The sequence below is a fragment of the Micromonospora globispora genome, from assembly GCF_003857015.1.
Classification (GTDB): Bacteria; Actinomycetota; Actinomycetes; order Mycobacteriales; family Micromonosporaceae; genus Micromonospora; species Micromonospora globispora.
In genome coordinates this window covers 1-2581 of sequence record NZ_QGGF01000600.1, presented here as the reverse complement: position 1 = coordinate 2581, position 2581 = coordinate 1, and the positions used below count along the sequence as shown (strand labels likewise).

Annotated in this window: 2 protein-coding genes; both read left to right on the top strand. The window is 75.3% G+C overall.

The features are described 5' to 3' along the window. Positions 1–1419: D-alanyl-D-alanine carboxypeptidase/D-alanyl-D-alanine endopeptidase (gene dacB, locus DKL51_RS30010; RefSeq protein ID WP_124812846.1), on the top strand; the 1419-nt coding region annotated here is incomplete at its 5' end. Positions 1420–1498: 79 nt separating this feature from the next. After that, positions 1499–2566: a zinc-dependent metalloprotease gene (locus DKL51_RS30005; protein ID WP_124812844.1), complete on the top strand. Its 1068-nt coding sequence runs from the start codon at positions 1499–1501 to the stop codon at positions 2564–2566. Positions 2567–2581: the final 15 nt, after the last annotated feature.

The following is a 2581-nucleotide window of genomic DNA, read 5'->3' as shown; positions in this document are numbered from 1 at the left end:
GTGCTGCTCGTCGTCCTGGCCGCCGTCGGGGTGGTCGTGGTGCGCCCCGGCCCGGTGGCCGGGTGGCTGGGTGGCGAGACCGCCCCGACTCCGGCGGCCGCCCGATCGACCGAGCCCGACCCGCCGGCGGTGCTCGCCGGTCCCGACCCCAACGCCCCGGTGCCGACCCCCGAGGGAGTACGCGCGGCCCTCGAACCGTTGGTCCGCGCCGCCGCCCTCGGCGAGCGGGTGAACGTGTCGGTGGCGGACGTGACCACGGGCCAGGCGCTCTACGGCAACGGCCAGGACGCCCCGACGGTGCCGGCCTCGGTGACCAAGCTGGCGACCGCGGTCACCGTGCTCGCCGCCCGGGGTCCGGGGTACCGGATCCCGACCCGGGCGGTGGCCGGCCCGAACCCCGGCGAGGTGGTCATCGTGGGTGGCGGTGATCCGACGCTGGCGGTGGACAAGGACGGCTTCTACCCGGGCGCGGCCCGGCTGGACGCCCTGGCCGCCCAGGTGCGTACGGCGCTCGGCGGCACCGCGCCGACCAAGGTGATCGTCGACTCGTCCCTGTTCAGCGGCCCGGTGTACGGGCCCGGCTGGGACGCCGACATCCCGACCGGCGGGTTCGGCGCGGCGATCACCGCGCTGATGACCGACGGCGCCCGCCGGGACCCGGAGGCGGCGCGGAAGACCTTCGACGACACCCACGGCGCCGCCGAGCGGGTGCCGCAGCCCGATCTGACCGCCGGCCGGCAGTTCGCCAAGCTGCTCGGGCTCTCCGGCGACGCGGCCGAGGTGAAGCGGGGCAAGGCGCCGGCCGCCCCGGGCGCCGGCGCGTCGGCCGGAGCGCCCGCTCCCGGTACCGAGCTGGGCAAGGTCGAGTCCCTGCCGATGGTTCGGCTGGTCGACATCATGATCAGCGACAGCGACAACGTGATCGCCGAGACGCTGGCCCGGCAGGTGGCGCTGGCCCGCGACAAGCCGGCCTCGTTCGCGGGCGGCGCGGCGGCCACCGACGCGGTGATCGGTGAGCTGGGGCTGCCCGCCGACGAGATCAGCCTGGCCGACGGCAGCGGCCTGTCCCGGACCGACCGGATCAGCCCGTCGCTGCTGACCGACCTGCTCACCCTCGCCGGCAACGGCAGCCACCCGGAGCTGGCAGCGATCTTCGGTGGCCTGCCGGTGGCCGGCTGGTCGGGCACCCTGGACGACCGCTACGAGGCGGCGGTGACGAAGGCCGGCGCGGGCGTGGTGCGCGCCAAGACCGGGACGCTGACCGGGGTCAACGCGATCGCGGGGCTGGTCACCACCGCGGACGGCCGGCTGCTCACCTTCGCGGTGCTCACCGACCAGGCTCCGGCCGGCACCCTCGACGAGACCCGCCAGGCCCTCGACCGGATCACCTCGGCCCTGGCTCGGTGCGGCTGCCGCTGACCCGCCCCGACGGTACGACCGGCGTCGATCGGCACTTCGACGCCGGGTGAGGGTGTTCCGGCGCGGGTACGGTGGGTGCATGGCGCAGTTCGTGGACTGGGATCTGGCCGCCGCGACCGCGGGGGCGCTGGGCAAGTCGGGCCCCCGGGTGTCGCTCGCCGAGGCCACCGACGTGGTCAGCGACCTGCGGCGGCTGACCGAGGAGGCGGCCGGGCACGTCGCCGACTACACCGGGCTGCGTTCGCAGGTGGCCCACCCGCCGGTGCGGGTGGTGGACCGGCGGGACTGGGCGGCGGCCAACATCGTCGGTCTGCGCGAGGTGATCAGCCCGCTGGTGAGCCGGCTCTCCGGTGACAAGCGGCCGGGCCCGGTGACCGAGGCGATCGGCTCCCGGCTGACCGGCGTCCAGGCCGGCACGGTGCTGGCCTACCTCTCCGGCCGGGTGCTCGGCCAGTACGAGGTCTTCTCCGGCGATCCCGGCCAGCTGCTGCTGGTCGCGCCGAACATCGTCGAGGTGGAACGGAAGCTGGGGGCCGACCCCCGGGACTTCCGGCTCTGGGTCTGCCTGCACGAGGTGACGCACCGGACCCAGTTCACCGCGGTGCCCTGGATGCGCGCGTACTTCCTCGGTGAGGTGCAGGCGTTCGTCGACGCCTCGCAGGGCGGCGAGCACCTGCTGGAGCGGCTCCGGCGCGGCGTTGCCACCCTGTCCGACGCGGTGAAGGACCCGGAGAGCCGGGCCAGCGTGCTGGACATCGTGCAGACCCCGGCGCAGCGGGCCGTGCTCGACCGGCTCACCGCCCTGATGACCCTGCTGGAGGGGCATGCCGAGTTCGTGATGGACGGCGTCGGCCCGCAGGTGATCCCGAGCGTCGAGTCGATCCGGGCCGCGTTCAACCGGCGCCGCGAGGCGGGCAACCCGCTGGAGAAGGCGATCCGCCGGGTGCTCGGCATCGAGGTCAAGATGCGCCAGTACGCCGAGGGGCGCAAGTTCGTCCACGGCGTGGTCGACCGGGTCGGCATGGAGGGCTTCAACCGGATCTTCGGCTCCCCGCTGACCCTGCCCCGGCTCGAGGAGCTGGGCGACCCGGACGCCTGGGTGGCCCGGGTGCACGGGCCGGCCGGCGCGACCCCGACCGCCGGCTGAGCCACCCGCCGTGGC